The sequence below is a fragment of the Idiomarina sp. UBA3162 genome (assembly GCF_002364475.1).
Lineage (GTDB): Bacteria > Pseudomonadota > Gammaproteobacteria > Enterobacterales > Alteromonadaceae > Idiomarina.
Genome location: NZ_DEYI01000095.1, coordinates 59,560 through 84,421, shown reverse-complemented (window position 1 = coordinate 84,421; position 24,862 = coordinate 59,560). Strand labels below are relative to the sequence as shown.

22 protein-coding genes are annotated in these 24,862 nt (G+C 46.6%); 6 read left to right on the top strand and 16 right to left on the bottom strand.

Going from position 1 to position 24,862, the window contains the following annotated elements:
- From B2X00_RS11775 to B2X00_RS11765, 3 genes are read right to left on the bottom strand one after another with little or no spacing between them, the layout of a single operon-like run.
- Positions 1-123, bottom strand: coding sequence for a hypothetical protein (locus B2X00_RS11775; RefSeq protein WP_290487829.1), 123 nt, complete (start codon positions 121-123; stop codon positions 1-3).
- Positions 120-1,541, bottom strand: coding sequence for a sodium:solute symporter family protein (locus tag B2X00_RS11770; protein ID WP_290487828.1), 1,422 nt, complete (start codon positions 1,539-1,541; stop codon positions 120-122). Before B2X00_RS11770 ends, B2X00_RS11775 begins: the two co-directional genes overlap by 4 nt.
- Positions 1,534-2,004, bottom strand: a complete 471-nt coding sequence (locus B2X00_RS11765; RefSeq protein ID WP_290487827.1) for a hypothetical protein — start codon at positions 2,002-2,004, stop codon at positions 1,534-1,536. The genes B2X00_RS11770 and B2X00_RS11765 overlap by 8 nt, the downstream gene beginning before the upstream one ends.
- 202 nt (positions 2,005-2,206) lie before the next feature.
- Here B2X00_RS11765 and folK point away from each other — a divergent pair, with 202 nt between their 5' ends.
- The gene (gene folK / locus B2X00_RS11760) at positions 2,207-2,572 is read left to right on the top strand and encodes a 2-amino-4-hydroxy-6-hydroxymethyldihydropteridine diphosphokinase (RefSeq protein ID WP_290487826.1); all 366 of its coding nucleotides are present in this window, start codon (positions 2,207-2,209) and stop codon (positions 2,570-2,572) included.
- Between the two features lie 2 nt (positions 2,573-2,574).
- Complete coding sequence (locus B2X00_RS11755) at positions 2,575-3,282, top strand: SDR family NAD(P)-dependent oxidoreductase (protein WP_290487825.1); 708 nt, start codon at positions 2,575-2,577, stop codon at positions 3,280-3,282.
- A gap of 72 nt (positions 3,283-3,354) precedes the next feature.
- On the opposite strand, the gene acnA is transcribed toward B2X00_RS11755, so the two are convergent.
- Positions 3,355-6,030, bottom strand: coding sequence for an aconitate hydratase AcnA (gene acnA / locus B2X00_RS11750; RefSeq protein ID WP_290487824.1), 2,676 nt, complete (start codon positions 6,028-6,030; stop codon positions 3,355-3,357).
- 261 nt (positions 6,031-6,291) lie between these two features.
- Here acnA and tesB point away from each other — a divergent pair, with 261 nt between their 5' ends.
- Positions 6,292-7,152 (top strand): acyl-CoA thioesterase II, encoded by an 861-nt coding sequence (gene tesB / locus B2X00_RS11745; RefSeq protein WP_006955550.1) that lies wholly within the window; start codon positions 6,292-6,294, stop codon positions 7,150-7,152.
- Between the two features lie 68 nt (positions 7,153-7,220).
- On the opposite strand, the gene B2X00_RS11740 is transcribed toward tesB, so the two are convergent.
- The gene (locus B2X00_RS11740) at positions 7,221-8,429 is read right to left on the bottom strand and encodes a NupC/NupG family nucleoside CNT transporter (RefSeq protein WP_290487823.1); all 1,209 of its coding nucleotides are present in this window, start codon (positions 8,427-8,429) and stop codon (positions 7,221-7,223) included.
- Between the two features lie 13 nt (positions 8,430-8,442).
- Positions 8,443-9,075, bottom strand: coding sequence for a uridine kinase (gene udk / locus B2X00_RS11735; protein ID WP_071462535.1), 633 nt, complete (start codon positions 9,073-9,075; stop codon positions 8,443-8,445).
- Between the two features lie 189 nt (positions 9,076-9,264).
- Between udk and B2X00_RS11730 the strand changes: the two genes are divergently transcribed.
- Positions 9,265-12,042 carry a M16 family metallopeptidase gene (locus B2X00_RS11730; protein ID WP_290487822.1) on the top strand — a complete coding sequence of 926 codons (2,778 nt, stop codon included), beginning with the start codon at positions 9,265-9,267 and terminating at the stop codon, positions 12,040-12,042.
- Positions 12,043-12,100: 58 nt separating this feature from the next.
- Here B2X00_RS11730 and B2X00_RS11725 read toward each other — a convergent pair whose 3' ends face one another.
- Positions 12,101-12,556, bottom strand: a complete 456-nt coding sequence (locus tag B2X00_RS11725) for a DUF3429 domain-containing protein (protein WP_290487819.1) — start codon at positions 12,554-12,556, stop codon at positions 12,101-12,103.
- Positions 12,557-12,624: 68 nt separating this feature from the next.
- Here B2X00_RS11725 and B2X00_RS11720 point away from each other — a divergent pair, with 68 nt between their 5' ends.
- Entirely contained in the window at positions 12,625-13,950 is a 1,326-nt protein-coding gene (locus tag B2X00_RS11720) for a DASH family cryptochrome (protein WP_290487817.1), read from the top strand.
- Complete coding sequence (locus tag B2X00_RS11715) at positions 13,950-15,401, top strand: cryptochrome/deoxyribodipyrimidine photo-lyase family protein (protein WP_290487815.1); 1,452 nt, start codon at positions 13,950-13,952, stop codon at positions 15,399-15,401. Before B2X00_RS11720 ends, B2X00_RS11715 begins: the two co-directional genes overlap by 1 nt.
- Here the strand turns inward: B2X00_RS11715 and B2X00_RS11710 are convergent.
- The 9 genes from B2X00_RS11710 to B2X00_RS11670 all read right to left on the bottom strand — a co-directional run bounded on the left by B2X00_RS11710 (position 15,398) and on the right by B2X00_RS11670 (position 24,800).
- Entirely contained in the window at positions 15,398-16,987 is a 1,590-nt protein-coding gene (locus B2X00_RS11710) for an EAL domain-containing protein (RefSeq protein ID WP_290487813.1), read from the bottom strand. The genes B2X00_RS11715 and B2X00_RS11710 overlap by 4 nt on opposite strands.
- Positions 16,988-17,098: 111 nt before the next feature.
- Positions 17,099-18,505: a GGDEF domain-containing protein gene (locus B2X00_RS11705; RefSeq protein ID WP_290487812.1), complete on the bottom strand. Its 1,407-nt coding sequence runs from the start codon at positions 18,503-18,505 to the stop codon at positions 17,099-17,101.
- A gap of 66 nt (positions 18,506-18,571) precedes the next feature.
- The gene (locus B2X00_RS11700; RefSeq protein ID WP_290487810.1) at positions 18,572-19,936 is read right to left on the bottom strand and encodes an ATP-binding protein; all 1,365 of its coding nucleotides are present in this window, start codon (positions 19,934-19,936) and stop codon (positions 18,572-18,574) included.
- Positions 19,924-20,589 (bottom strand): response regulator transcription factor, encoded by a 666-nt coding sequence (locus B2X00_RS11695; RefSeq protein WP_290487808.1) that lies wholly within the window; start codon positions 20,587-20,589, stop codon positions 19,924-19,926. Before B2X00_RS11695 ends, B2X00_RS11700 begins: the two co-directional genes overlap by 13 nt.
- Positions 20,590-20,601: 12 nt before the next feature.
- Positions 20,602-21,243, bottom strand: coding sequence for a tetratricopeptide repeat protein (locus B2X00_RS11690; protein ID WP_290487806.1), 642 nt, complete (start codon positions 21,241-21,243; stop codon positions 20,602-20,604).
- Positions 21,244-21,248: 5 nt separating this feature from the next.
- A complete protein-coding gene (locus B2X00_RS11685) occupies positions 21,249-22,037 on the bottom strand; it encodes an SDR family oxidoreductase (protein ID WP_290487805.1) in 789 nt (262 codons plus the stop codon).
- A 3-nt stretch (positions 22,038-22,040) separates the two neighbouring features.
- On the bottom strand, positions 22,041-22,700 hold the full coding sequence (locus B2X00_RS11680; RefSeq protein WP_290487803.1) for a TenA family transcriptional regulator: 660 nt from the start codon (positions 22,698-22,700) through the stop codon (positions 22,041-22,043).
- A 2-nt stretch (positions 22,701-22,702) separates the two neighbouring features.
- Positions 22,703-24,163: an AMP-binding protein gene (locus B2X00_RS11675; RefSeq protein WP_290487801.1), complete on the bottom strand. Its 1,461-nt coding sequence runs from the start codon at positions 24,161-24,163 to the stop codon at positions 22,703-22,705.
- The gene (locus B2X00_RS11670; RefSeq protein ID WP_290487799.1) at positions 24,156-24,800 is read right to left on the bottom strand and encodes a thermostable hemolysin; all 645 of its coding nucleotides are present in this window, start codon (positions 24,798-24,800) and stop codon (positions 24,156-24,158) included. The genes B2X00_RS11675 and B2X00_RS11670 overlap by 8 nt, the downstream gene beginning before the upstream one ends.
- Positions 24,801-24,862 lie beyond the last annotated feature (62 nt).

Below are 24,862 nucleotides of genomic sequence, written 5' to 3'. Positions count from 1 at the left end.
TTACCATATTGATTTAGAAAAATAATCTTTTATAAACAGACCGATGAGTACAACCGGCGCTAACACTGTGAGTATTAACGCGCCCGTGACCAATAGAAAGAATGCCATTTCTGAAATAATCATTGTTCATTCTCCTGCAATTGATGCCACGAAAACTGACTTTTGTTGAATACAACGCCAATTGCACAAATCAGGCCTGACACAGCACAAGAAACCAATGCTGCGACGTAAAATCCAATCCAAAAATAAGCCACCAGGCCAACTATCGTACCTGCCGCCATCGCTATTCCAGCGAAAATTCCTTGCAGGCGCCGCCAATAAAGCCCTATCACGATAGGCCAAATGGTGCTTGCGACAAAAGCACCTGCAAAGTTTAGCAGCGCGCCCAACGTGGCTACTCGAGGTAAGCATAATAACCAGGTCATCACGCCAAGGCTGAGTATGCAGTACCGATTAAAGCGCATCAGTTGCTGATCTGATGCGTTCTTCTTAATTAATTTATGGTAAATATCCTGTGTGACTAAATCAGACGAGGCCGCCAGTAAAGAATCAAGACTGGACGCCAACGCCGAGAACACAACAATAAACACCAGTATGGCACCTGTTTTGCCGAGCACTGACGAAGCAACCGCTGGCCCGATCATATCGGCCGATGCTGGAAATATACCCAGTTGTGGTGCGGCCAATGCGATGAATCCAGTGACAATTGGAATCGGTAACCACAACAAGCCACCGGTTAAATAGGCTTTGTACGCGACGTTCTTGCGAAAGGACAACGCGCGCGACCACCATACATTTGAATGAAATATTTCACCCAGCCCGAAAAATATATTATTAAATAAAAACATCACTGCTGCGGGAAAAAGCAGATCTAATAGCTGAGGGTGCGCATGACTCAGCTCAGTATGTATACTGGTTAAGCCCACGTTATCGATCAACCAATAAGCGACGACTGCAACACCTAAGATAATAATTAACGCTTGAATAAAGTCGGTAGCGATAACTGCGCGTAAGCCACCGAACAGCGTATATCCCACACACATCGCTAAAATAATCGTCATGCCAATGTAGTAATCTAGGCCGCTTAGTGCTTCGAGCAGGATTCCTCCCGCCATACCGAGGCTCACTAACCAACCGAACGCATACACGACGGAAATAACCAAGAACACGGCCCAAGCAAACCGACCATAGCGCAAACGGATAAAGTCACCGGACGTATAACCTTGAGGCAGTATCTGTTTAATACGCTTGGCCATGGGCGCGAATAACAATAACCCCAGTGCGGCAAATGAATAACCGACCATACCCCATACACCGAGTTGATAGGTTAGCTGAGGCGCAACCAGTGTTGTGTTGCTAGTCACCCATGTCGCCATTGCGGTAGCTGCTGCGAACGCATAACCGACATTACGTCCCGCTAATGCGAAATCTTCATGGGATTTATTTTTTCGGCCGAGCCAAACACCGAATGCAATCCACGCTAAGGCGAAGCCGACGATAATAAACAGTGCAGTCTGTGTATCCAGTGCAAACTCAGTCATGACGCACCGCCTTCTTATGTCCCATGATTAATGTCAGCAACAATAACAAAAATAGAAGTGCGCCTAAGACGAACAGTGTCAGAGCTTGCCAAATCGGATAATGCTCAACAGTGACTTTTATCGCTGCTTGGCTGACCACACGCTGCTGATGTACGGCGCGAATGTAATAATCACCCGACTCGAACCCCGTTAAAGTCACTTGATTGAAATCGCCCATGATTGGAACGGTCTGCAACACGTTCGTAAACGAGTTCGTGTCACTGACTTGGAGTGATAAAGGCCGGAGTGCTGGGGAGATTTGCTGCAGCTCGACGACGAAATAACCCGCGCGCACCTCTTCGGTAGGCCCCGAGAGCACCACGGTATCCTCGCTCTGCGCCATCGCTGAACAAGATATTAATATAAATAACAACGCGAGTAGCGCTTTATTATAGCATTTCAGCCATACCTGAAAGCTTGTCATATCATTGGTTCTTATTATCTTTGACACAAAATTCAGCCTATCAGCGGTCACTGGGCTTTTCAACTTAACTGGCAAAGGTACAATCCGAGATACATGTTTTTTAACAATTCGCTAATTTCAATAAAATCAGATAACTTGATACAAACCAATTAGTTTTGAATTGCGTATAATCTTTCAATGTAATCAACCACAAAGTTAATCTATGAAGTATTTATGTAGTTTAGGCTCAAATATCGAACCGGAACTTCACTTTTCTCGCGCTAAACACTACCTTTATCAAGTTTCTGATGAGCTTGCGTTTACACGCGATATTCTCACCCGTCCTGTTGATATTGATACACCGCACCCCTTTCTGAATGCGTTATTCACTATCGAAACAACGCTGACAGCCAAGCAATTAAAGCAACGTTTTAACGAAATTGAAGAGCAACTCGGTCGGGACCGTGACGATCCGGATCGGAGCATCAAAGATCGTACAATTGATATTGATATTCTCGGCCCTGTCGATGAACAGCCCGAGGTGCCTGCCTATTTACAAGATATTGCTTACGAACTAAAGGAAGGATAATCATGGCAAAGAATGTGCTGATTACGGGAGCGGGCCGACGCTTTGGCTATGAGCTAGCTAACCATCTAATTGACGAGGGCTATCAGGTTTTCGCCCATTACAACAGCTCTAAAAACGGAGTCGAAGCGCTCGAACAGCGCGGCGCGATTCCTCTACAAGGCGACTTTAATGAGCCTAGCGCGGTACGATCGTTGATTGAGCAGGTCAAAGAGAAAACCGATACTCTGGATCTGTTGGTCAATAATGCGTCGTGCTTTTTCGATAACGAAGTTGTTAATAACGACACCGATGCACTGACGGCCGTTTATAATGTGCACGCGGTAGCACCTTACTTGCTCATCACAGGACTTCAGTCATTATTGGAGCGCAGTGATAACCCATTGGTGGTGAATATCACCGATATCTACACTGACAGCCCTTCACCGAGCTATATTGCCTACTGCGGTGCAAAAGCAGCGCTGGCGAATATGACGCAAGGGTTTGCTAAAACTTTAGCGCCCAAAATTCGGGTCAATGCCATCCAACCGGGTCCGATTCTCTTCTTACCCGATCATGATGACGCACACCGTGAGAAAGTGATGTCCGAAACACCACTTAATGTTGAAGGTGGTTTGCAGCCGATGATAGAGACGGTAAAATTTTTACGTGATAATCCTTTTCTTACAGGTGAGTCAATAAAGGTTGATGGCGGGCGGGCACTCAACATCTAGCCAACCCCCTCCTCTAAAAAAAAAGCCGTCCGCATGCAACATGCGGACGGCTTTTTTGCGGCTATCAAATGCTTATTTCTTCTCTAGCATTTGACGCAATACGTAATGCAAGATACCGCCGTTCTTGTAGTACTTCATTTCATTTGAAGTATCAATGCGACACTTAGCTTGGAATTCAACTTCCTTGCCATCTTTGCCTTTGGCAACGACATCGAGCATCTGTCCCGGTTTAAGATCTTTGTTTAAACCTTTGATTGAGATGGTCTCCTCGCCTGTTAGGCCATGAGCTTCAACGCCTTGACCGTCTTCAAACTGCAACGGTAAAACACCCATGCCAATCAGGTTAGAACGGTGGATTCGCTCATAACTTTCAGCAATTACGGCTTTCACACCCAGTAACCGCGTGCCTTTAGCGGCCCAGTCACGGCTTGAGCCAGTACCGTACTCTTTACCAGCTAAAACAACCAACGGCGTGTCGTTCTCGATGTACTTCATTGCTGCATCGTAAATCGACATTTCCTCGCCAGTCGGAATGTACTTGGTGAAACCACCTTCAACGCCGTCAAGCATTTGGTTTTTGATGCGAATGTTACCGAAGGTACCGCGCATCATGACCTCGTGATTACCACGACGAGAGCCGTACGAGTTAAAGTCTTTAACTTCAACACCATTTTCTTGCAGATAACGACCTGCTGGCGAGTCTGGTTTAATCGAACCTGCGGGTGAAATATGGTCGGTCGTGATTGAGTCAGCAAACACCGCAAGCACATTGGCATCTTCGATGTCACTTGGATCAGCTAACGGCTCATTAATGTCGTCAAAGAAGGGTGGATTCTTCACATAGGTTGAATCATCTTGCCAATCGTAGGTTTTACCCTCAGCGACTTTGATTGAGCGCCACTCTTCATCACCTTTAAAGACTTCACCATATTCCTTGCGGAACATCTCATTATCAACCGTCTTAACGGCTTCAGCAATTTCAGAGCTGCTTGGCCAGATGTCTTTCAACATCACGTCATTACCGTCTTTATCTTTGCCGATCGGGTCTTTGCTCAGGTCGGTACGGGTAGTACCTGATAACGCATAAGCCACGACCAACGGTGGCGAAGCCAACCAGTTTGCTTTCACATCGGGGTGAACACGACCTTCAAAGTTACGGTTACCCGATAACACTGAGGACACTGTCAAATCGCCCTCGTTGATCGCATCACTAATCTCATCATCTAACGGTCCGGAGTTACCGATACAGGTCGTACAACCATAACCTACAAGGTGGAAGCCGAGCTCTTCAAGGTACGGCGTTAGACCGGCTTTAGCCAAGTAGTCAGTTACCACTTTAGAGCCGGGCGCAAATGAAGACTTAACCCACGGCTGGCGAATAAGACCTTTCTCAACCGCTTTCTTAGCGAGCAAACCTGCCGCCATCAACACACTGGGGTTTGATGTATTGGTACAGGACGTAATTGCAGCTATCACAACATCGCCGTGAGAAAGCTCAAAGTCTTGGCCTTTAACCGGAACCGACTTATCTTTTTCGTTGGCTTTGCCGTTAGTCTCTAAGATGAGATCAAAGTTGCTACCCAGTTGCTCCATGTTCACACGGTCTTGTGGGCGCTTAGGTCCCGCCAACGATGCACGCACTTCGCTTAGATCCAGCTCAAGCGTGTCTGTAAATTCTGGCTCATTGTCGTTGCTACGCCACAAGCCCTGCTCTTTACAATACGACTCAACTAGCGCCAAGGTTTCCTCATCACGACCGGATAAGCGCATATAGTTGATGGTCTCTTCATCCACAGGGAAGAAGCCACAAGTCGCACCGTATTCTGGCGACATGTTTGAGATCGTTGCACGGTCTGCCAGTGGCAAGTTATCCAAACCTGGACCATAAAATTCAACGAATTTACCCACTACGCCTTTCTCGCGTAGCATTTGCGTTACGGTCAACACTAAGTCAGTGGCAGTCACGCCCTCGTTCAGCTTGCCTGTCATACGGAAACCGACAACTTCAGGAATCAACATTGACACCGGTTGTCCGAGCATGGCGGCTTCGGCCTCGATACCGCCAACACCCCAGCCTAACACGCCAAGCGCGTTGATCATGGTGGTGTGTGAATCCGTACCGACCAACGTATCTGGGTACGCGACGGTTTTTCCGTTTTCTTCTTTGGTCCAAACACTCTTACCAAGGTACTCAAGGTTAACTTGGTGGCAAATACCAGTGCCTGGCGGTACAACGCGGAAATTTTCAAACGCCTTCTGACCCCAACGTAGGAACTCATATCGCTCTTTATTACGCTCCATCTCAATGCGCACATTTTCTTTAAACGCTTCGGGTGATGCGTATTTATCAACCATCACTGAGTGGTCGATGACCAAGTCGACCGGTGATAGCGGATTGATTTGCTCTGGGTTTTGGCCGGCATTGCTGACCGCGTCACGCATCGCTGCCAAATCCACAATACCTGGCACGCCCGTAAAATCCTGCATCAAGACCCGTGCTGGACGATACTGAATCTCACGGTCAATTTTACGTTCTTTCAACCAATCTACCATTGCAGATAAGTCTTCACGAGTGACGGTTTCCCCATCTTCGTTACGAAGTAGATTTTCTAAAAGTACTTTCATCGAAGCGGGCAATTTATCGATATTGCCGAGCTCCTTGGCTGCTTTCGGTAAACTGTAGTACTCGTACGAGTTACCATTAACATCCAATGTACTTAACGTATTCAGACTGTCTTTGCCTGACATAGTACTCTCCCGTTCGCTCTTGCGTTAGTTAAGCTGATAGGTTTTTATTAATATAGTCAATGAGGCTAGGTTCGACCATAGCCTTTTGTTTTATGCAAACATATTGCGCTGTAAAGGGCTACCAACAAGCGCTCAAATTTCACTCATAACCATCTATTTTTACGAATAATTGTGTCTATATAAGTAGTGATTAAAGACTAAATCAGATCATTTCGTTAAACTAACTGCATTGATATTAATCATAAACAAAGGAAATAGGCAATGAGCCAAGTATTGGATAACCTCCTTGATTTACTTCGCTTGGAAACAATTGAACAAGGTTTGTACCGTGGAAACAGTCAAGACCTCGGCTTTGGCGCGGTATTTGGTGGTCAAGTTATCGGGCAAGCCTTATCAGCGGCCAAAGAAACTTTACCTCCCGAACGTCTCTGTCATTCGTTTCACAGCTACTTCTTACGCCCAGGCGATGCCAAAAAACCGATCGTTTATGATGTCGAGGTTATTCGAGACGGCAACAGTGTTTCCACTCGTCGAGTCAAAGCGATTCAACACGGTAAAGCTATTTTCTACATGACAGCATCGTTCCAACAACACGAAGAAGGCTTTGAGCACCAAGACGCGATGCCTGATGTGCCAGGTCCCGAAGGGTTAGTCTCGGACATTGATATTTATCGCGAACACGAAGAACTGATTCCCGCGCCACTGCGCAACAAGTTCATCAGCGAAAAACCCATCGAAATGCGCTTTGTCACATCGTACAACCCATTTAAACCAGAAAAAGACGAGCCTAAACGTTACGTTTGGCTGCGTGCTAATGGCGCCATGCCTGATGATCCGCGTGTGCACAAATACTTGCTTGCCTACGCTTCGGACTTTAACTTTTTGCCCACCGCATTACAGCCGCACGGCAAGAGTTTCGCACAACCTAAGATGCAGGTCGCGACCATCGACCATGCGATGTGGTTTCATCGTGATTTCCGCATGGATGATTGGCTACTTTATGCGATTGATAGCCCTTCCGCGAGTGGGGCTCGCGGTTTGGTTCGAGGTCAACTATTTAACCGCGAAGGCACCTTAGTTGCATCAACCATACAAGAGGGCATGATCCGCGACCGTAGCTAAACCAACCAACCTTTACAAACAAAAAAGCCGGCTGTCGAGCCGGCTTTTTAATGCGCTTCAATCGCGTTCTAGCTTAATCCGATAAAAAAGCCCGCAATGGCTGCACTCATCATATTAGCGAGCGTTGCCGCTAATAAAGCGCGCATACCCAATCGTGCAATATCATGGCGGCGACTCGGCGCCATGCCACCGAGACCACCGAGTAAAATAGCAATCGATGAGAAATTAGCAAAACCGCACAGAACAAAGGTAATGATAACTTGCGAATGTTCACTTAATTGATCTTTGTAATTGACAAAATCAAGGTAAGCAACAAACTCATTAATGACTAGTTTTTGCCCGATAAAGCTACCTGCTAGCTGTGCTTCATCCCAGCTCACACCCAGAACATAGGCGACGGGCTGGAACACATAGCCAAATATTTCTTGTAAGGTCAGTTCTGGGTAACCAAACCAGCCGCCGACCCAACCAAAGATGCCGTTTACCAGTGCAATTAATGCGACAAACGCCAGCAACATAGCACCCACGTTCATCGCCAGTTGTAGACCGCTTGAAGCCCCTGTTGCGGCTGCATCAATCACGTTAGCCGACTGATCGTCAACTTCAACTTCAGTCAAGTCGTTGCGTGGTTTCTCGGTCTCCGGAATCATCATTTTCGCCATTAAAAAACCGGCAGGAGCGGCCATAAAGCTCGCGGCAATCAAGTACTTCAGTTCTACGCCTACACCTGCGTAGCCGGCCAATACCGAGCCCGATACTGAGGACATCCCGCCGACCATCACAGCAAATAATTCTGAGCGCGTCATGGTGCCAATAAATGGACGTACCATCATCGGTGCCTCGGTCTGACCAACGAAAATATTCGCCGCTGCAGACATGGACTCAGGCCGACTGGTTCTCAATAGACGCTGTAAACCGCCCCCGAGGATTTTTATAATCCACTTCATAATACCCAGGTAGTACAGCACAGAGATGAGTGACGAGAAAAAAACGATGACGCTTAAAACCTGTATTGCAAACACAAATCCAAAATCTTCGCTGGCAAGCGACCCAAAGAGGAAGTTTATACCTGCGCTGGTGTAGCCAATGACTGTCGAAACGCCTTGGGCAAAGCCAAATAACATTTCTCTTCCAACAGGAACATAAAGAACAAAGCAAGCGAGTAAAAGTTGAATCGAGAAAGCGCCAATAACCGTGCGCCAACGAATGGCTCTGCGATTAGTGGACAGTAAAAAAGCAACGAAAAAGATAACGGCAATGCCAAGTAAACTATTCATAAAGGACCGTAGGTTATTCAGCCAGCAGCTGGCGTATTTTTGTTTTTATTATATCAATCGCAATTTCATTTCGCCCGCCTCGGGTTACTACGAGATCAGCATACTGCTTGGAAGGAAATATATGGTCGAAGAAGGCTGGACGAACATATTTTTCATACTGCTCTGTGACGGACTGCAAATTACGACCACGTTCTTCGATATCGCGTTTAATACGCCGTAACAAACAAATATCGAGCGGTGTATCCATGAATACCGAGATATCGAACTCTTCTCTTAAAGAAGGATCAGTCAGCAGTAAAATACCCTCAACCATAATGACTTTCGCGGGGGCTACAGGAATACTCTCAGGCAGTCGCGTGTGAGTGGTATGACTATATTGTGGCATTTCGACAGCAATACCATCACGCAAATCGCGAATATGCTGCTTAAGTAAGTCATGTTCAAATGCAGACGGTTGATCATAATTCGTCAACACGCGCTGCTCCATCGTCATGTGGCTTTGGTCTCTGTAATAGGCATCCTCGGCTAAAATCGCAATGCCGTCACTACCTAACTCTGCAACCAGTTCCTGATAAACTGTCGATGCAAAAAGACTCTTACCCGAGGCCGATGCCCCTGCAATAGCAATAACTGTCGTTTTACTCACAACCCTGTCATTTCCTTGTAACCTCTTTGACCGCGCGCAATTATCCTTGATTCCATCGCTAATTAAAACCCTTGCATGAAAATCGATTTTGTCTAATTTAGTTACAATTTTTAAACATCGAAAACTACATACTTTCTCTGAGCCTGTTTAATATAGCATCGTTAATTACAACAATTAGGATTACACAACATGAAAATGGTAAAAACACTCACGGCGGTGGCTGTTGCATCCGTCCTGCTCGGCGGCTGCCAAGCCACTTCTGCGGAACGTGAGAACACGCAAACAGCGGTGGTACAACAAAAAAACCTACCTCAAGTTGATATTAATTACGAGACATTCACGCTCGATAATGGCTTGACCGTGGTTGTGCACGAAGATCGCAAAGCACCGATCGTAGCAGTCAACGTGTGGTACTCGGTTGGTTCTAAAGATGAAAAAGAAGGCAAGACGGGCTTTGCCCACTTGTTCGAACACCTCATGTTTAACGGTTCTGAAAACTATGATGACGAGTATTTCGGTCCCTTTGAACGTGCCGGCGCGACAGAAATGAACGGTACGACCAACAACGATCGCACCAATTACTTCGAAAACGTACCAACACCGGCCCTTGATATGGCGTTGTGGATGGAATCCGATCGTATGGGCCACCTACTTGGTGCGATTACTCAAGATAAGCTTGATGAGCAGCGCGGCGTAGTACAGAACGAAAAACGTCAAGGTGAAGCACAGCCTTATGGTCGTGTTTGGGGCTACTTGGCTGAACAAACCTTCCCAGAAGGCCACCCTTATTCATGGTCTGTTATTGGCTCTATGGAAGATTTGAATGCGGCAAGCTTAGATGACGTCCACCAGTGGTTTAAAGATTACTACGGCGCGGCCAATGCAGTTGTTGTATTAGCAGGTGATATTGATGTCGAGACCGCTAAAGCAAAAATGCAAAAATACTTTGGTGACATTGCACCGGGTAAAGCAATTAAGAAGACTGAGCAATGGATAGCCAAGCGCGACGAAAGCAAACGCGCTGTAATGGAAGATAACGTTCCGTCATCACGTATTTACAAGGTGTGGAATACCCCACCGATGGGAACCGAAGACTCTGAATACCTGTCACTACTTTCAGATATCCTCGCCGGCGGTAAAAACTCACGTTTGTACCAGCGCCTCGTTTATGATGAGCAGATCGCAACCAGTGTATCTAGCTTCCAATATGCGCGTGACGTTGCAGGCCAATTTATGGTGATTGCAGACGCCAAGCAAGGTGTTGAGCTAGAACGCATCGAAAGCATCATTAACGAAGAGTTGAATAAGCTACTCGCCAATGGGCCGACTCAAGAAGAGCTTAATCGTACACGTTTTTCAACCATGGCATCTTTCGTCCGCCAAGCCGAGAAAGTGGGTGGTTTCGGTGGTAAATCTGACATTCTTGCGTCAGGCGCAGTCTATCACGGCGATCCAGGTTTTTACGCGCAAGAAATGGACTGGGTTGAGAGCGCCTCAACAGCGGATCTTCAAACTACGGCAAAAGAGTGGTTAAGCCGCGGTGACTTTACCCTATTTGTAGAGCCACAGCCTGACTATACTGCTGGCGAGAGCATGAGTGATCGCAGTCAGTTACCGGATGTAGGTGACCTACCGCAGCTTGAACTACCTGAGCTTCAACAGTTCACATTATCGAATGGGCTTGAAGTCTACTTAGCTGAGCGCCACGACACACCAACCGTTGAACTCTCTTTGAGCTTTGATGCAGGTTATGCTGCCGATGCAGGTAAAAAGTCGGGTACCGCTAGCTTTGCGATGGATATGCTCAACGAAGGTACTGCAAACTACTCATCAATGGAACTCGCAGCTCGTTTAGAGAGCTTAGGTAGTCAGTTGTCGACTCGAGCCGGTTTGGACACTTCGACCATCTCGTTAGATACACTGACCGTTAATTTGGGCGAGAGTCTTAACTTAATGGATGAGGTGTTACAACGTCCGACCTTTGCTGAGGATGAAATCGAGCGTAAACGCGCAAACTGGATCGAAAATATTCGCAAAGAGCAGGCGCGTCCACAATCGCAAGCGCTGCGCGTTTTGCCAGGCTTAATGTTCGACGAAAACCATGCATATAGTCAGCCGCTCACGGGCTCAGGCACGATTGACTCTATTAAATCGTTAACCCGTGATGATTTAGTGTCCTATGTGGATACTTGGTTACGCCCAGACAACGCTAAATTAGTTATCGTCGGCGATACCACTGAAGCTGAAATCAAGCCCATGCTTGAGAAGGCATTCAGTGCATGGCAAGCACCGACAAACGCGGTTCCGACTAAGCAACTTGATACGCCCGCGCCTCGCTCAGAATCGCGTGTATTCTTGATTGACCAGCCAGGTACACCACAGTCGTTGATTATTGCAGGTCAGTTAGCGCCTTCTGGCACAACAGCGAAGGCTGATTTGATCGATGTGACCAATACTATTTTAGGTGGTTCATTCACTAGCCGTCTTAATATGAACCTGCGTGAAGATAAAGGTTGGTCTTACGGTGCTCGTTCAATCTGGTTAGACTCTGAGGGTCCTGGTTTGTTAATCGCTTTAGCACCTGTGCAAATCGATAAAACAACCGAGTCGATCGAAGAAATCCTCAAAGAGTACAATCAGTATGAAGGTGATAAACCAGCCACTGAAGATGAACTCAAAAAAGTGATTGCGAACAAAACGGCTAAGCTACCTGGCGCCTATGAAACAAAAAGTGCGTTAATGGGTGCACTCACCGAAACCTTGAACAAAGGTAAAACGATTGAGTACTTAGAAGCTTATCCAAGCCGAGTCTCGGCCATCACGCTTGACCAGGTTCAGAGCGAAGCGAAGGATTTACTGCGCCCTGACGCATTAACATGGGTTATCGTAGGCGATCTCGATGTAATCGAAGATAAGGTTCGTGAGATGAATTTAGGCGAAGTCACCATTTTGAAAGAAACAAAATAACGACTGCCTTAATACGTTTAAAAAGGGCTGCCAATGCAGCCCTTTTTTTATATCCGTACTAAATAATGTGATTCCCTAGCACAAGAATCTGACAGACGATGACACCCACTGTGAGCATCAAACGCATAGGGTAATAACGCGATTGGTTGGTCATAGTTGTTCCGCGCGCCAGCTTGCGCTCAAAAAATAGCACTAAAGCGAAACCGACGATTTGCAGTAACAGCGACCAAAATATTGTGTTGAGTAGTAAGGTTAGCCAAGCGAGTAGTGCAAAAACATTGCTCGTAATTATTAGCCCTTGGGTTGATTCAGTGTCCGCTCGATGAAGCGCCCGTCCCCATAATATGCCGGATAAAAAACTCAATATAACCGCCCCATAAGAAACCAGCGCAGGTAACGGATTACCAATCAACGGCAGTTCTATTGTCATCAAACTTGATAGTGATAGCCCAAGAAACGGAAGCAAACCGCCAAAGCCAAGTAAATAGATCCATTTTGTTTTTACTGAAGTCATGACTACGTCCAATTTATTGTTTTTTTCGTATATCCAAAGTACGTCATATCATATGTAAAGTTCAATTCATGGAAGCAAAACATCAAACAGGATTAATCTGGTTTAATCTCGATCTGCGACTCATTGATAACTTAACGCTGATTCGTGCCGCAAAACAGTGCCAACAGCTCGTTTGTTGTTTCATTATTGACGAGAGTTGGTTTAAAGGAAATCGATATGGCCTCAACGGCATCAGTGAACCGCGTTGGCGTTATATACAACAGGCGATCGCTGACCTAGCAGCCTCTTTACAGCAACACGGTCAACAACTCATTATCCGTAAAGGTCAGCCGACAACTGAAATATCAACCCTGATCAGCACATTAGAAATCGACGCGGTCTACTGTAGCGATGACCCAGGTGTATACGAGCGGCGCCGCTGGGATACTCTAGTAAAGCGTTTCCCCTACATTAGTTTTGAGCGTGTCAGTAACCACACACTGTTAACTGAGCGCGAACTCGATTTCCCATTAGAGGACCTACCGGCAACCTATTCAGCGTTTCGCAAGCGCTTTGAGCCGCTCGCCGAGACATTTCCTGCGGGACGCGCGCTGAACCGGTTATCAGCACTGCCGCCAATGCCGCAGCGTACCGTTCCCTCGAACAGCGTTCCTTTTGTCGAGCCAAGTGGATATTTGAAAGGCGGTGAGCTCGCAGCACACCAACACTTAAACCACTATTTCGACTCGAATGCACCTAGCCGTTATAAAGAGACGCGTAATGCGCTTGATAACTTTGCTGACTCAACCAAACTCTCGGCTGCACTCGCTCTGGGTAACTTATCACCACGCCAGGTCATTGATGCTTTGCGAAAGTATGAACAAACGCAAGGGGCCAATGAATCGACGTATTGGATCGCTTTCGAACTGATGTGGCGCGAATATTTTCATTGGTACTTGCGAAGCTACCAAGAAAAGGTCTTTAAATTCAGTGGTATCCAAGGCAAAAAGCCTGCGACAAGCTTTTATCCTCAGCGTTTTGCTGCGTGGTGTAAGGGGCAGACCCCCTATCCTATCGTAAATGCCTGCATGCATCAGCTTAACCAAACCGGTTACATGTCCAATCGCGGACGCCAGTTGGTTGCAAGTTGCCTCATTCATGAACTACAGCTAGATTGGCGCTACGGCGCGGCTTATTTTGAACAACAGCTAATCGATTACGATGTAGCTTCAAACTGGGGCAACTGGCAATATCTAGCGGGCGTAGGCGCTGATCCCCGTGGTTCAAGGCGCTTTAACCTTGATAAGCAAACGCAAATCTACGATCCCGACGGTGAGTTTATTAAGCGCTGGCATGGCGATCAAGCTGTCTCACAAATCGACTTTACTGATGCGGCGGACTGGCCTTTAAGCTGATGGCAATAAACGTTGTTTGGTTTAAAAGAGACCTCAGGCTCAACGACCATGAACCACTCAAAGCCGCTATTTCAACCGGGCGACCGACACTACTTTGGTTTAATTTTGAACCATGGTTGGTGAATGATCCGCACTACGATGAGCGCCATTGGCGCTTTATCGTCGAATCAATTCGTGACATTAATCGCAAGCTCAAAGTATACAATACCCAAATTTACGTCACCTATGGCGATGCGGTTGAACAACTTCAGCTTTGGCATCAGCAATTTAATATCAAAAGCCTTTATAGTCATCAGGAAGTTGGTCTACTAAATACATTCGACCGCGACAAACAGGTCGCTAGCTGGTGTCGCCAGCACCACGTAAATTGGTACGAATCCCCTACTGGGGCTGTGCAGCGAGGTCTAAATAACCGCCAACAATGGCAAAAACATTGGTATGGGACCATGAAAGCGCCACTGGCAACACCTGACCTTGCGCGCATTCAGCCAGTTAAAGCAGTGAGTGTTGACTATCGCACGCTACCTAAAACATGGTTTAAGCGAAACTCATCATTTCAATATGGTGGTCCAACAGCCGCGGTCGCTACTTTAACGAGCTTTCTTGAGCAACGTGGACGCGCATATCACTACAGCATTTCTCAGCCTCTGCGAGCACAGCAACATTGTAGCCGCCTATCGCCCTATTTGGCTTGGGGTAACATCAGTTTACGTGAATGTTACCAAGCCACCGTCGATAAACGTCGTGAAGCTGGATGGCAACGACCACTTAACGCCTTCTTATCGCGACTTCACTGGCACTGTCACTTCATTCAAAAGTTCGAATCCGAAACAGCAATGCAAAATGCACCGCTTAACCGTGCTTACGAAAACTATCCTTATCGTTCCGATGCTCAAGTTGAGCAGCACCTTCAGGCTTGGCAACAAGGAAATACAGGTTTCCCCATGGTCGATGCTGCAATGCGCTGCCTTGTCGAAACCGGCTATATTAATTTTCGCATGCGCGCGCTGTTAGTGAGCTTTTTATGTCACTATCTTCATATTCACTGGCAGTATGCAACAACTCACCTTGCCGCGCTGTTTCTTGATTTTGAACCTGGCATTCATTATCCACAGATTCAGATGCAAGCCGGTATCATCGGCACCAACACCATACGAATGTACAACCCCGAAAAGCAGGCAATAGAAAAGGATCCGACCGGAGAATATATTGATCAATGGGTGCCAGAGCTTGCCGAACTGCCACTCGAGCTCAAGCATGCGCCGTATCGAATAACGCCGATGGAAGCACAGATGTACGGGTTTAAATTAGGTGAGGATTATCCTTCGCCGATCGTCGGCGTTGACGAGTATCGCCCGATTGCACGCGATACACTGTATCGCATCAAAAAAAGTGTCGCGGGAACAAAAGAAGCAAAGTGCATTTTAAAACGACACGTCGTATCGCGTTAGTTTAGCTTAATGATGTCTGGCGACGGCCGGCCAATATAGTAGCCTTGCAAAAACTCAATTTGTTGTTCAGTCAAGTAGCCATTGACCTGCTCAGTTTCAACAAACTCAGCGACCATCGGTATTTTTAGCTCACGACATATACTAATCATACCATTTAATATACTCGCGCTACTTGCATCCTCGAGAATGTTCTTAATAATACTGCCGTCGATCTTCAGATAATCGGGCCTCAGTTGGATTAAGCGCGAAAAATTTGAGTAACCAACGCCGAAGTCATCAATCGCGATCTCTGCCCCCAGAGATCGCACGCGACGCGTGAACTCATCAACCATAGAGAAATCCTCAGTTGACTCGGTTTCAGTGATTTCAAAAATTAACCTAGACTGCGGGTAGGCTTCGAGTTGATCCGTGATAAACGCAACGGTTTCAGCATTCAAAATGTCCTCAATCGATACATTGACTGATATTTGGACATTATGTTGTGCCGAATGAACAACCGCTTGCTCAACTACTCGACGAGTAATTTCGGGGTAATAGCGCGTTGTTTTGGCTTTGTCGAGAAAAAATCCGGGCGGTATGTCTTGTTCACCGTCGCGCATACGGACCAAAGCTTCATAATAATCTGGGCGTTGCCCATTGCTGCTTCGAATCGGTTGGTAATAGTTTATAAAGCGATTATTTTTAATCGCTGACTGTATTTTAGGTAACCAATTAATTGAGTTTTTAGCAGAAAACTCACGCTCATTAACGACATGAATACGCTGCCCAGAGAATACTGTTTTCGCCCGAGCTAGCGCACTTTCTGCGAGTTGTAATAATTTAGCTTTGCCAACACCCATGCCGATAGCGATATCGAGCGCTACATTGGCTCCGTTAACTTCAATTTGTCGCTCAATAATGTGCGTATAGAACCGTTGCAACTGCTGCTCAAACAGCGCGGGCACCATTCTAAACGATGGCAGTAAGGCAAACTTGTCACCATACAACCGGTATATATTAATATGACGAGGATAGAAAAACGACTTACAAGTCTCACTGAAGTTAAACAGCAGGCGGTCGCCAAACTCCAAGCCATAAAAATCTGCGTAACTGCGAAACTTCCGAATATCGATGATCGCTACGGTTTGCGTATTAACCCGTTTGATGTCAGCGATGAGCTCAACACGAGTGGGTAATCCCGTAGTATGATCAAATCGGGTTTCATTCAAAAGCTCATCCAAAAACACTTCGCGGGAAATATCCTGCAACAGAAGTACTTGCTCTTGCAGCTCTTGGCTGTCGTCGAACAAAGGCACAAAGATCGCCTTGAACCAATCAGCGCGACGATTCCCTAAGTTGAGTTTTACGGTACCTTGCCAATGGCTTTGTTGAGTGACACTGTAATCAAACTGATCTAACAATTGTCCACGCACATCGGTATGCAACAACTTGCTCAGCGGCAGTCCAGGTGAGATAACGTGCTGACTATCAAGCTGTTTAAGCGTTTCGCTAACCCAAACGATATGCCCGTTTGCGTCTACTCGAACACACAGCGATGCACTTTCCATAGCAAGCATCAATTGTTCAAGTATCTTACAATCTCTCACCTTGTCGTTTCTCCACACTACTTTTTATAGTTATTATTTAATGACCATAGCATTGTTAAGGCTAGCTGTTAATCTGCAAATGATCAGGGGTTATCACTGATAGTGGTTTATTTAAGCAGCACTCGCGACAACTTGCTGACGCCCTTGCTTTTTCGCCGTCAAAAGCGCCCTATCGGCTCTATCAATCGCCGACATCGCATGTTCATTTGGTTGACAGTGAACTACACCAAAACTACACGAAACGAAATCATTGAGGCCGTCGATTTGTAACTGACTAATCCCCGAGCATAGGCGCTTTGCGACAGCCTGTGCTTCAGAAAACTCAGTTTCTGGCAGCATAATCATAAATTCGTCACCGCCGAAACGCCCCATGATATCATTTTCTCGCAGTTGTTGATTGACGTAATTGGTGACACTGACCAAAACCCGATCACCTACGATATGACCGTGCACATCATTAATTTGCTTGAAGTAATCGAAGTCGAAGATAATCAGGCAACACGGTGTCTTTGATTGGCTCGACTGCAACTTGTATTCGAGCCGCTGCACAAAGTGCCCCCTTGATGCCGCTTTGGTGAGTCCATCACGCGCGACCCGAGCCGTCAACTCGGCGTTCTGCGCCATCAACGTAGGTATGGTCATAGCAAACCAAACACAGGCCGCAGTTATCGTCATCGCAAATTGATAAACCAAGGCAAAGTCAATGAGTTGTAACTGTGACACCAGTAGCGCCATAAGACCACTAAACAACGCTAAGATAAATACACTTGTCAGCGGACTCGCGGTTGTCGCTATCCACAAAAACGGCAGAATGATAAAAAACACGGTAAACGAAGCTTCAAATCGCTGCGTGTGATGCACTAAAAATAGTGACAAACACAGTAAAACAATCACTAAACTCAGCCGTGAAGCAAATGCTCGCCAGTTAACCGAACTCAAACTAAAACTAAGCTCGCCAAGGTACTCTTGAACTCGTGGATAACGCCACGAAACGATAGCAATGAATACGGGGGCTAATACAATCACACCGGCCATATCGCCTATCCACCAAGGTAGCCAGGATAGCCAACGTTGCGCGCCAGTCATCAAACCACCTTCCCAGATCGCCATTATCCCCAACAGCGACGTAAACATGGTGCTTAAAGCTGCAATTAACAGAAAGATCAGTACGGTGCGCGCAAAGCCATTGACACCATTGCTCATGTGAACGCGTTTTACCGCATATGCGCCGAGTCCTAAAGGCACCGTATGAGCTAACACAAACAACAGGCTGGTGGTCATCCAACTGGAGACAGATAACGGCTCATTATAAATTTCAGCAATCCAGGCAGTGCTTACGAATCCCGCCACCGCAATCGGTATGATTGCTCGCCAACCCAATACGAGCATCGCAGCAAAGGAGAGTCCCGCGGGGGGAAACCAAATGCTCGCGTGAGGTGCAAATTCAAGTACTACCGCAACTCGCCATAACGCCAACCAAGCGATTATCAGGCCGAGATAACGCATTACTCTATGCATAGCTTACCATTGTTATTATTATCGTAAGACTTAGAGTAATTAATATTCATTCATTATCAAATATATTTAGAACGAAAGTGTACAAATAAAGGCGGACTCACTTCGACTAAACTGTACGCGAATATCCAACTGTTCGGCAATATTACTAACAATCGATAGGCCCAGTCCTGTGCCGTCGATATCTAAATGCCCCCCACGGTAAAAACGTTCACCCACTCGGTCGATGTCGAACTGTGTTTGCTCACTTACTTGATTAGTAATGACTAACGCTCGCTTGCGTTGCTCGATGGTAATAGCGCTACCTAACTCACCATATTTAATCGCGTTATCGATTAAGTTTGATAATAAAATGTGTAACAAATCCGGATCGCTATGCACTGTCGCAGTATCGTCTAACCGGAGCTCAAAAGTTTGTTCTTTTTGCTCAGCTTTTTCATACCACAACGCAACAACCTCGCGTACTTGGCGTGCAAGTTTTAATACCACCTTTGAATTCATTTGTCGCTCGGTTCGAGACAGCAGTAATAAATTATCGATCAGTCGAATCAGCTGATTGACTGACGCCATCAACGGCTCGAGGACTTGTTTCTGTACATTAGACGACGAGTCAATTAAATTCTGAATCCGCAATTTAAGGTTAGCAACAGGCGTTCTTAATTCATGTGCAGCATCGGAGGAAAACCGTTTTTCACGAGCAAAAGACTGCTCTACCCGGGATAAATAATGATTTAAAGACCGACTAATGACAGCCACTTCCTCAGTATCGTCAAAGCCACTTAGTTGCTCATAATTATCACTCGGTTTTGAGCGTATGGTTTTTGCGAGTCGTTGAAAGCTGGCAAAGTTAAAGTTAACACTCCACCATCCCAACCAAATAATCACGGGGAGCATCAATAGAATAGGCACCAGCGTATCAATGGTTAGGTCACCGCGAAGTTCGGCACGAAAGTCATCTTCTTGCAGCACGAGCATTCGCAAGCCGCTTTTTAGATTGGTCGCTCCGAATACATACCAATATGAATCACCTTGCTGTAATTCCGAGATACCATCCGTGTATTGAATTTTCTCCGAATTAAGCCAATCACGACTGGCGTATATAACATCCCCACTCACAGTTTCTAAGCGAATGGCAAGTTTTCTTTCGTAGTCCTGTAACCATTCAGGAGTATGGTAAACCAGTTCAGCATTCGATTCAGTCGCATCAAGTTGCTGACTAATGTTACCCAACTCAAATTGGCTGATTAGCGCATTCATAGTATGCGCTTGCTGTATCAGTTCGGCATCAAATAACTCATCAACTTCGTGGCTGACCTCAAAATAAATCCACAACGCCGACACGCTGCTACCAAACAAATACACGACTGAGACCGTTAACAGGATCCGGCGGCGTATTGATTTTAGCTTACTAAAAAATTGATTTAATCTTTGCATCGTAATCGGTAACCAACGCCCCTAATTGTCTCGATAAGTTCACGCTGCCCCAGTTTTTTGCGCAAGTTGTGCACGTGAACTTCAAGGGCATTACTTTCAACTACATGCGTATCTGAACTCAGTAACGCTTCAATTTTATCTCGTGGATGAACCTTCATCGGTTGCATAACAAACAATTGCAACAGTTCGTATTCTTTGCGTGATAACGTGATTTCGCGACCATTAACAAAGGCTTCTCGACTCGATGTGTCAATGGCGACAGGACCGCACTCTATTTTTGCCGAGGCATAACCACTGCGTCGGCGCAGTAACGCGCGTAAACGCGCCGCTAACTCATTGACATCGAACGGTTTTGTCATAAAATCGTCGGCACCCGCGTCAAGCAGGTGAATGACATCACTGGTTTGGTCACGTGCGGTAAGCACTAAAATCGGAATATCAACGCCCTTTTTACGTATGCTTTGTAATACACGCTCGCCGTCAATATCGGGTAGACCCAAATCCAAAATGGCAACATCATACTCCTGCCGATTAAAGTTAGAAATTGCAGCAGCGCCAGTTCGCACCCAAGTTACCATGAACTGCCGTTGAGATAACCCTATCTCAACGGCTTGTCCTAGTGTTTGATTGTCTTCAACTAATAGCAGTTGCATGACTTGTCCCTATCACTTGTTTAACTTTCTATTCGCCTTTTTAATCAGTGCTTGCACTTCATCCCTGCGCTTCGCATCAGCCAACGGACGTTCTGGACGCGCGTCCGCTAATAGTGCTTGCTCAGCAAAGCCCAATGCCCGTTTGTATTGTCCCTGTTCGTATAAGTAATCGGCATAGAAGTAGTTACTATCAATCCCTTTAGGGTTTATTTCCAGCGCTTTTTTAAGCAGCTTTTCCGCCTCGTCATCATCACCGAAGCCAAACGGCCAGCCTGGCACCTTGTAATATAAGGTACCTAAGCTCGCGTATGCAGAGCCTGACAGCGCGTTGGGGTCAATAGCGAGCGCCTTTTCCAAACTCGCCTTTGCCTCCTTCGCGAGGCCTAAAGCCCCCAAGCCACCGACAGCGCCCGCCTCAGTACTTTTGATAATGCCGAGCCAAATATATGCTTCTGCATTATTCGGTTCCGCATCAACCCATGCTTGCGCCTCCTTAGCTAAAGATTCAAATGCATGTTCTTGGGCGTCATCAGTGAGCGTATAGTTAACTTCAGCCCAGCGGTGCTGAATATCTAACAGCTTGCTCTGTGCCATGACCGAATGACTGGTCAATAAAAGTGCACTGGTAATCGCTGCATAAACTAATGATTTCATATTAATCACTCCTTAATTATTGACTTAAGCGTACGGTTAACTTTAAATAACGCGCCATCCAACCACTGCGGCCGAATACTGTTTAACACCACGTATAACTTCTCGGGAAAGCCAATAGTCCGATTTATTTGACCACTCTTTATTTGCTTGATTATGCAATCGGCCACCACGTCAGGCGCATCCTCAGTCGTCTGGGTGCGCGCATTAAGTGCTTGCATTAATGGTCCGTTGAAACCCGTTTTTATTGCGCGAGGCGCGGTATACATTACGCGTACAGAGGTATCTGATAACTCTCGCCGCAATGATTCGGTAAAGCCTTTAAGTCCAAACTTTGTAGCACAATAGAGCGTTTGCCCCGGAAACCCGATACGGCCAAACACTGAACCTACATTTAGAATAAAGCTACGGCGTGACTTAAGCTCAGGTAACAGCTCAGCTGTCAACAAAATAGGCGCCAGCAAATTGGTGGATAACATCGCCTCAGCTTGTGAATACTGCTGTTCAAACACACCTTCAGCGGCCATCCCTGCATTATTAATCAGTCCGGTAACCGGCAGCGTGTCACTTTGCGAGCAAAGGTGCTCCACTAACAGGTTACGCGCCTTGGACTGAGTAATATCTGCAACCCAATAGTCCTGCTGTAACGATTTCGCTAATTGAGTTAACTCTGTTTCATTACGCCCAACTAAGGTCAGACGTACTCCCACATCAGTCAGTTGACTTGCCAGCTCTCGGCCAAGCCCACCGGTCGCTCCTGTTAGAACGATGTGTTGCGAGTTCCAGTCCAGACGCATGGGTTATTCTCCAGCCAGAGTGGGAATTGCGCGGAACATCTCACCATAAAGGTGATACACGCTGCGCGCCGTGCGAATAATCGCTTGTTGAGCCTCAACATCGGTCAACTGATTCATAAGGTCTTCAAAAAATTTAACGTGATCCTGATCCAAGTCGCCGTGTGACAATAGATAGCTAAATGCGCTGTTAGGTAGCGCTAGACGCGCCTGAACCTTGTGTGCAGCTTGTGTTGCCAACTGCACACTGGTGCCCTCAAGCACATGTGCCATGCCGAAAAAAGCTGCGGGGTGATAGCGCTGCATGTGATCATAAACCACCGATACCATCGCATCGGTGCTCCAGTGAGGCTCCGCATTTTTTATCTGCTCAGGATCCGCACCGGTCGCTTTTAAATCGTTCAAAATCCAACATTCGTGACCATACTCCTCTTCGATATACTCGACGACCGCTTTGCGCAACCACTCGAGCGAGTTGGGTAACAAGCTACCGGCGCGCATTAATAGTGGTACCGTATGTTTTACATGATGATAGGCTTGTCCCAAAAAGGCTTGGTAGCGCGCTCGAGTAATATCACCCGCAAAGGTATCTTTGATAACAGGTGCACTCAGCAAGAAAGCTTGTTCAGTCTTTGTTTGGTCACATAATGTGTTGAAAAATGTCATAGTTAGTACTCCAATGATGACATACTGAATGGATAACGGCTTAAAATGGCTTGGCGTCGTAGTCGCCCCGTCCCCGTGAGTTGCTGGTTCGCCACCGTAAATGGCGTAGAGATAAGTTCGATATCCTTTATTTGTGCATAGTCCGGCAGTTTCATATTCACTCCCTGCACTGCTCGCTCGATTTCATTACGTTCAGCCGAGCTAACAATAAGGGCTCTTAAAGGGTGCGACTCATCGCCACTGACACACACTTGGCTAATTAACGAGTTTGTTAGAAGTTCTGTTTCAAGCCACTCGGGATCCACGTTACGACCATAAGGAGTCACGATGATGTTCTTCTTTCGACCATCGATATATAAATGACCAAACGCGTCAAAGTGGGCGAGATCACCTGTGGCTAGCCACTCAACGGCCAGAGCCTCGCCTCCTAAGTAACCCAACATTAGAGGAGAACGGATAAACAATTCACCACTTCTAATTTGCCCAGACACGTGTGGAAGCAACCTGCCGACAGAGCCCAAGGGACGTTGCTTTGAGATATCATTTAAAGCAACCACAGAAGCGCACTCCGAAAGACCATATCCAACAACGATAGGAAGCCCTAAATCCATCGCCCCCTGCTCTTGCGCTGCGGCAAGCCGAGCGCCTCCGACGGCAATAAACTCAAACTGGTGCGCGGATAAACCAAAGTACTCTACACCGGCACAGATCACCTCAAGTAAAGCAGGTGGGATGACCAAAGTTGATATCTGGTACTGTTTTAAGCAATTAATAAACTGCTCAACGTTCAGATCACTAGCGCCCATAAGACCTATTGAGCGGCTGGGTAATACGACAACTTCAGCACCAAGCGCTAGCGTTACGTATACACCGGCAATATTTTCTAACAGTACGGCCAGCGGCATGACAACCAAATGCCGAGAGTGCAGTTGATTGGGCAGCCTATCGAGCAAACTCGAGACCACTGTCGCTATACCGTCTGCCGATAAACAAACACCTTTCGGTTGTCCTGTACTACCTGAGGTGTAGGTGACTTTTTGCGTTCCATCAGGCAAACGTGCTTGCAGCTTATTCGTTGATAGTTCAAAGATAGCGGGAAAGTCCGCCGCAACAGATAAACGTTCTGCTGTTGCTGCTTCTCGTAGTTCGGTGTCAAGCTGCATACCAATAAGCAGTTGCGCTGCACTATCATGCAGTACATTTTGTTGTTGCTCGACACTAAAAAATGGTGGGATAGGAATCAGCACTTTGGCCGCTCGTAAACATGCAAGATCCCAAATAACCCAGTCAAAGCTATTTTCTAACGCTATTGCGATACGAGTTTCTGAACGAGAATTAAGCCACGCAACTGCGTTATCTACGCGCATCCAAAGCGCTCTGTAAGTCAACTTTTGCTCTGCACTGCGTAACGCCACATGGTCGCTCAATGCGTGACGCTTCAGTAAGGTCATTAGATCAGGCATGAGCGCGCTCCTGAAATGGTTGGTCTAGAAAGCGCGCTGGCTCTACATCAGACACTGGATAGCTATCAGTCCAGCCTGCAAATACGCTCGGTTGGTGAGCGTAATACGAGCCCCATTCTGCGTTTGTGTCCACTTGCAACTTACCTCTTTCGGCGAGTGCTAGTTTTTGCAATACAATACCGCGGCGCTCTAGAAAGTGAGCCAAACCGCGTGTTGCTGTGAATAACACCACGGTTCTGCGAAGATCACGTAACGCCAGCACGATAGCTTCAACAAGATCGGGTAAATAACGTCGCCCGAGCGTTGCCATCGAACCTACCTCAGCGACTTCTTGCCGTGACGGCATACGCTTACCTAGAATCGAATAATTGCCCAACGGTTGAGTCATATATTGCTCAGAGAATAAAATACGTTGTTCTGCCAGTTGCACACCGCAAGCGGCGACGAGTAAATCATTCTGATAAACCGCAAGGATATTTTCCGGCAACTGCGTGATACAGGCATTAAAACTGAACCAGTAACGTTCACATATAAAATGTTCCGCCTCTAAACGTCTTGGGTCGGATGGTTTGAGCCAGCGAGCGGTGAGCCGAATGTGACTATTCTCTTTAAGAGTAAATTCCTGATTCGATGGCATGAAGCTATCTCCAACATAATGAGCATGACTGCCGAAACTAGAGATAACTTTAGAGGGGTTTT

What these genes read in the sequence shown, in the direction of transcription:
- B2X00_RS11775 (WP_290487829.1), bottom strand. Translation starts at nt 123, where the DNA reads ATGATTATTTCAGAAATGGCATTCTTTCTATTGGTCACGGGCGCGTTA.
- B2X00_RS11770 (WP_290487828.1), bottom strand. Translation starts at nt 1,541, where the DNA reads ATGACTGAGTTTGCACTGGATACACAGACTGCACTGTTTATTATCGTC.
- B2X00_RS11765 (WP_290487827.1), bottom strand. Translation starts at nt 2,004, where the DNA reads ATGACAAGCTTTCAGGTATGGCTGAAATGCTATAATAAAGCGCTACTC.
- folK (WP_290487826.1), top strand. Translation starts at nt 2,207, where the DNA reads ATGAAGTATTTATGTAGTTTAGGCTCAAATATCGAACCGGAACTTCAC.
- B2X00_RS11755 (WP_290487825.1), top strand. Translation starts at nt 2,575, where the DNA reads ATGGCAAAGAATGTGCTGATTACGGGAGCGGGCCGACGCTTTGGCTAT.
- acnA (WP_290487824.1), bottom strand. Translation starts at nt 6,030, where the DNA reads ATGTCAGGCAAAGACAGTCTGAATACGTTAAGTACATTGGATGTTAAT.
- tesB (WP_006955550.1), top strand. Translation starts at nt 6,292, where the DNA reads ATGAGCCAAGTATTGGATAACCTCCTTGATTTACTTCGCTTGGAAACA.
- B2X00_RS11740 (WP_290487823.1), bottom strand. Translation starts at nt 8,429, where the DNA reads ATGAATAGTTTACTTGGCATTGCCGTTATCTTTTTCGTTGCTTTTTTA.
- B2X00_RS11730 (WP_290487822.1), top strand. Translation starts at nt 9,265, where the DNA reads ATGAAAATGGTAAAAACACTCACGGCGGTGGCTGTTGCATCCGTCCTG.
- B2X00_RS11725 (WP_290487819.1), bottom strand. Translation starts at nt 12,556, where the DNA reads ATGACTTCAGTAAAAACAAAATGGATCTATTTACTTGGCTTTGGCGGT.
- B2X00_RS11720 (WP_290487817.1), top strand. Translation starts at nt 12,625, where the DNA reads ATGGAAGCAAAACATCAAACAGGATTAATCTGGTTTAATCTCGATCTG.
- B2X00_RS11715 (WP_290487815.1), top strand. Translation starts at nt 13,950, where the DNA reads ATGGCAATAAACGTTGTTTGGTTTAAAAGAGACCTCAGGCTCAACGAC.
- B2X00_RS11705 (WP_290487812.1), bottom strand. Translation starts at nt 18,505, where the DNA reads ATGCATAGAGTAATGCGTTATCTCGGCCTGATAATCGCTTGGTTGGCG.
- B2X00_RS11700 (WP_290487810.1), bottom strand. Translation starts at nt 19,936, where the DNA reads ATGCAAAGATTAAATCAATTTTTTAGTAAGCTAAAATCAATACGCCGC.
- B2X00_RS11695 (WP_290487808.1), bottom strand. Translation starts at nt 20,589, where the DNA reads ATGCAACTGCTATTAGTTGAAGACAATCAAACACTAGGACAAGCCGTT.
- B2X00_RS11690 (WP_290487806.1), bottom strand. Translation starts at nt 21,243, where the DNA reads ATGAAATCATTAGTTTATGCAGCGATTACCAGTGCACTTTTATTGACC.
- B2X00_RS11685 (WP_290487805.1), bottom strand. Translation starts at nt 22,037, where the DNA reads ATGCGTCTGGACTGGAACTCGCAACACATCGTTCTAACAGGAGCGACC.
- B2X00_RS11680 (WP_290487803.1), bottom strand. Translation starts at nt 22,700, where the DNA reads ATGACATTTTTCAACACATTATGTGACCAAACAAAGACTGAACAAGCT.
- B2X00_RS11675 (WP_290487801.1), bottom strand. Translation starts at nt 24,163, where the DNA reads ATGCCTGATCTAATGACCTTACTGAAGCGTCACGCATTGAGCGACCAT.
- B2X00_RS11670 (WP_290487799.1), bottom strand. Translation starts at nt 24,800, where the DNA reads ATGCCATCGAATCAGGAATTTACTCTTAAAGAGAATAGTCACATTCGG.